The sequence below is a fragment of the Burkholderia sp. HAN2018 genome, assembly GCF_024704855.1.
GTDB classification, from domain to species: domain Bacteria; phylum Pseudomonadota; class Gammaproteobacteria; order Burkholderiales; family Burkholderiaceae; genus Burkholderia; species Burkholderia cepacia.
In genome coordinates this window covers 1-4,150 of sequence record NZ_QOBB01000376.1, presented here as the reverse complement: position 1 = coordinate 4,150, position 4,150 = coordinate 1, and the positions used below count along the sequence as shown (strand labels likewise).

The 4,150-nt window shown below is 69.4% G+C and carries 4 protein-coding genes; 2 read left to right on the top strand and 2 right to left on the bottom strand.

All coding sequences use genetic code 11. The features are described 5' to 3' along the window. Both DPV74_RS39575 and xylA read right to left on the bottom strand, forming a co-directional pair. The coding region (locus tag DPV74_RS39575) for an FGGY family carbohydrate kinase (protein ID WP_162923283.1) at positions 1-129 on the bottom strand (129 nt) is incomplete at its 3' end. A gap of 4 nt (positions 130-133) precedes the next feature. Further along, positions 134-1,456 carry a xylose isomerase gene (xylA, locus tag DPV74_RS39570; protein WP_027792866.1) on the bottom strand — a complete coding sequence of 441 codons (1,323 nt, stop codon included), beginning with the start codon at positions 1,454-1,456 and terminating at the stop codon, positions 134-136. Between the two features lie 264 nt (positions 1,457-1,720). Between xylA and DPV74_RS39565 the strand changes: the two genes are divergently transcribed. Continuing rightward, positions 1,721-2,914 (top strand): DNA-binding transcriptional regulator, encoded by a 1,194-nt coding sequence (locus tag DPV74_RS39565; RefSeq protein WP_027792867.1) that lies wholly within the window; start codon positions 1,721-1,723, stop codon positions 2,912-2,914. A gap of 27 nt (positions 2,915-2,941) precedes the next feature. After that, on the top strand, positions 2,942-4,030 hold the full coding sequence (locus DPV74_RS39560; protein WP_119339166.1) for an aldose epimerase family protein: 1,089 nt from the start codon (positions 2,942-2,944) through the stop codon (positions 4,028-4,030). Positions 4,031-4,150: the final 120 nt, after the last annotated feature.

The window sequence follows — 4,150 nt, the reverse complement described above, 5'->3', positions numbered from 1 at the left end:
CTGTTCGGACCAGCGCGGCCGCGGCCGGCTCACCGCCAGCGGCCGGCTCGCGCTGGCCCGCACCGCGCCGTCGCGGTCGAGCAGCACGGCCTTCACGCCCGACGTACCGAGGTCGACTCCGATGTACATGGCGTCAGCGCAGCCCGTAGATGGCCTGGTTCACGATGTTCTCGAGCCGCTCCTGCCCGCCGCTCGCATGCTGCGGGTTCACGCCGCGCGCGAGCGCGTCGGCGGCGAGCGACTCAAGCGTATAGCCGCCCGACAGGATCTCGCGGCCGAACGCGCTGTCCCACTGCGCGTAGCGCTGCCGGCGCAGCGCGTCGAGCCGGTCGTTCGCGACCAGCACAGCGGCGCGCTCGAGCGCGAGCGCGAGCACGTCGATCGCGCCCACATGGCCGTGGAACAGGTCTTCCGGATCGACGCTCTGGCGCCGCACCTTCGCGTCGAAGTTCATGCCGCCGGTGGTGAAGCCGCCATGGCGCAGGATCTCGTAGAACGCGAGGGTCAGCTCCTCGACGCTGTTCGGGAACTGGTCGGTGTCCCAGCCGTTCTGCGGATCGCCGCGATTCGCATCGACGCTGCCGAACACGCCGAGCGCGAACGCGTTCGCGATCTCGTGATGGAACGAATGGCCGGCGAGCGTCGCGTGGTTCGCCTCGATGTTCACGCGGATCTCGTTCTGCAATCCGTATTGCGTGAGGAAACCGTGCACGGTCGCGACGTCGTAGTCGTACTGGTGCTTGGTCGGCTCCTGCGGCTTCGGCTCGATCAGCAGCGCGCCCTTGAAGCCGATCCGGTGCTTGTGCTCGACGACCATCGACAGGAAGCGCGCGAACTGCTCGCGCTCGCGCACGAGATCGGTATTGAGCAGCGTCTCGTAGCCTTCGCGGCCGCCCCACAGCACGTAGTTCTCGCCGCCGAGCCGGTGCGTCGCGTCGAGCGCGTGGCGCACCTGGGTCGCCGCCCACGCGAACACGTCGGGATTCGGGTTGGTCGCCGCGCCCGCCGCGAAGCGCGGATGCGAGAACAGGTTCGCGGTGCCCCACAGCAGCCGCACGCCGGTGGCCTGCTGACGCTCGCCCAGGTAGTCCGTCATCCGCGCGAAGTTCTCGACGTACTCGCGCAGGCTGTCGCCTTCCGGCGCGACGTCGGTGTCGTGGAACGTATAGAACGGCGTGCCGAGCTTCGTGAAGAACTCGAACGCCGCATCCGCCTTCTGCCGCGCCCGCTCGAGCGGGTCGCCCGGCTGCTGCCACGGCCGCCGGAACGCGCCCTGGCCGAAGATGTCGTGCCCCGGCCACACGAACGTATGCCAGTAGCACACCGCGATGCGCAAGTGTTCCTCGAGCGTCTTGCCGAGCACCTGCTTCGTGCGGTCGTAATGGCGGTAGGCAAGCGGGTTGTCCGATTGCGGACCTTCGTAGCGAATCGCGGGAATCTGTTCGAAATACGACATGGCGTCTCCGTCCGGTTTCTTGTTGCAGTGCGGCGCGCGGCGCGTTGGCGTGCGGGCCGAATTCGGTCTGGCTGGATCGTGCCCGCGCGCCCCCGCCCCCGCAATTGCGAAATTGCGCAGCACGCTTAACGTTTCTTGCCAGCGCGCTGCGCACCGCACGCGTTCCGTCCTACAATCGCCGGACACCAGACAAGCGCGCGGCACCGTCCGCGCCCCCGGAGACAACGGCGCGACGCCCCGCACGGCACGCGCCTCGAGACCGAGATGACCCGCGCCCCTTCCAGCCAGACACCGCACCGCATCGCGCTGCTGTTCAACGCCAACAAGGTCTACGACCGCGAGATCATCAGCGGCATCGGCCAGTACCTGCGCTCGACGCGCGTGGTGTGGGACCTGTTCCTCGAGGACGACTTCCGCTGCCGGCTCGCCGGCATCGAGCATTTCGACGGCGACGGCATCATTGCCGACTTCGACGATCCGGCCGTCGCCGACGCGCTCGCCGGCTCGCCGCTGCCGATCGTCGCGCTCGGCTCGTCCTACGAAGATCCCGCGCAGTATCCGGACGGCGTGCCGTATATCGCGACCGACAACGCGAAGCTCGTGTCGCTCGCGTACACGCACCTGATCGGCGCCGGGCTCGCGCACTTCGCGATGTACAGCCTGCCCGACGCGCAGCAGAACCGCTGGGCGCAGCAGCGCGAGCTGGCGTTCGACCGGCTCGCGCGCGCGGACGGGCTCGACGCGCCGATCTACCGCGGGCTGTCGACGAGCGCGTCGGCATGGAATCACGCGATCGAGCAGCTGATCAGCTGGCTGCACGCGCTGCCGAAACCCGTCGGCATCATCGCGGTGACCGACGCGCGCGCGCGGCACCTGCTGCAGGCCTGCCTGATCGCCGGCCTCGCGGTGCCGGAACAGGTCGCGATCATCGGCATCGACAACGATCCGCTCACGCGCACGCTGACGCGCATCCCGCTGTCGTCCGTGATCCAGGGCACCGAGGAAATGGGCCGGACCGCCGCGCACCTGCTGCACCAGATGCTGCGCGGCGTGCGTTTTCCCGACCGGCGCATTCTCGTGCCGCCCGTCGGAATCAACGTGCTCGAATCGACGCGCCACCAGCCGCTCACGAGCCCGTACGTGATGCGCGCGCGCCATTTCATTCGCCAGTACGCGTGCCAGGGCATCAAGACGGAACAGGTCGCCGACTACGTCGGCGTGTCGCGTTCGCTGCTCGAGGAACACTTCCGGCGCGAACTGCAGCGCACCGTTCACCAGGAAATCCTGCGCCACAAACTCGAAGCGGCGCAGGCGCTGCTTGCCGGCCGGCAGGCGTCGAGCGCCGAAGTCGCGATCCGCTGCGGGTTCACGTCGCTTCAGTACATGTACGCGGTATTCCGCCGCGAGCTGGGATGCACGCCGCGCGAATACCAGGAACGCACGATCGCCGCGCACTGAAGCCGGCCTTACCCATCGAATCCACCCATGCATATCGATACCGACTCTCCCCGCCCGACGCCCGGCGTCGCACGCGTCCCTTCCGAACCGTGGGGCACGCTGCCCGACGGCGACGCGGTGCGGCGCTACACGCTGCGTAACGCGCACGGGATGCGCGTCGTCGTCAGCGACCTCGGCGCGACCGTCGTGTCGTGGCTCGCGCCCGACCGCGCCGGACGCTTCGCCGATATCGTGCTCGCGCACGACACGCCCGCCGAATACGTCGAATCGGGCGTCTACCTCGGCGCGACGGTCGGCCGCTGGGCGAACCGGATCGCCGGCGCGCGCTTCACGCTCGACGGCGTCGACTACCGGCTCGATCGCAACGAGCGCGGCAATCTGCTGCACGGCGGCGCGAACGGCTTTCACCGGCAGCGCTGGGCCGTCGTCGACGATTGCGGCGGGTTGACGCTGCAGCTCGATTCGCCCGAAGGCGACGCGGGTTTTCCGGGCAACGTGAGCGTGCAGGTTCGTTATGCGCTCGACGACGACGGCACGCTGACGATCGACTACACCGGCGTCACCGACGCGCCCACGCCGCTGAACCTGACGAATCACAGCTATTTCAACCTCAGCGGCCGCGCGGGCGGCGACGTGCGCGGCCACGTGCTGAGCATCGACGCCGACGCGTTCCTCGAAGTCGACGACGCGCTGATCCCGACCGGCACCGCCGACGTGACCGGCACCGCGTTCGACTTCCGGCACAGCGCACCGCTCGGCGCGCGCCTCGACTGGCCGCACGCGCAGCTCGCGCGGGCGCGCGGGTTCGACCACTGTTTCGTGCTGCGCGACGGCGCGCACGCGCTCAGGCCCGTCGCGGCGATCTACGACCCGGAAAGCGGCCGCGAGCTGCTCGTGTCGACGGATCAGCGCGGCCTGCAACTCTATACGGGCAACTACCTGGACGGCGTGCGCGTGAGCGGCGGCACGCGCTGCGCGCGACACGCCGCGCTGTGCGTCGAAGCCGGCGGCTTTCCGGACCAGATCAACATGGACGACCTGCGCGACGCCGTCATCGTTCATCCGGGCGCCGTCTATCGACAGACCACGCAGTACCGCGTCGGCGTTCGCGCCTGACGCGGTGCACGGCGACGGCGCGGCTACGTCGCGCGCCGTTGCCCGGTCGATCCCGCTCCGCTGCGCCGCACGCGCGGTGCGATCCCCGGTGCGATCCCCGGTGTGATCCCGGTGTGATCC

Coding starts and splice junctions, on each gene's coding strand:
- xylA (WP_027792866.1), bottom strand. CDS start 1,456: ATGTCGTATTTCGAACAGATTCCCGCGATTCGCTACGAAGGTCCGCAA.
- DPV74_RS39565 (WP_027792867.1), top strand. CDS start 1,721: ATGACCCGCGCCCCTTCCAGCCAGACACCGCACCGCATCGCGCTGCTG.
- DPV74_RS39560 (WP_119339166.1), top strand. CDS start 2,942: ATGCATATCGATACCGACTCTCCCCGCCCGACGCCCGGCGTCGCACGC.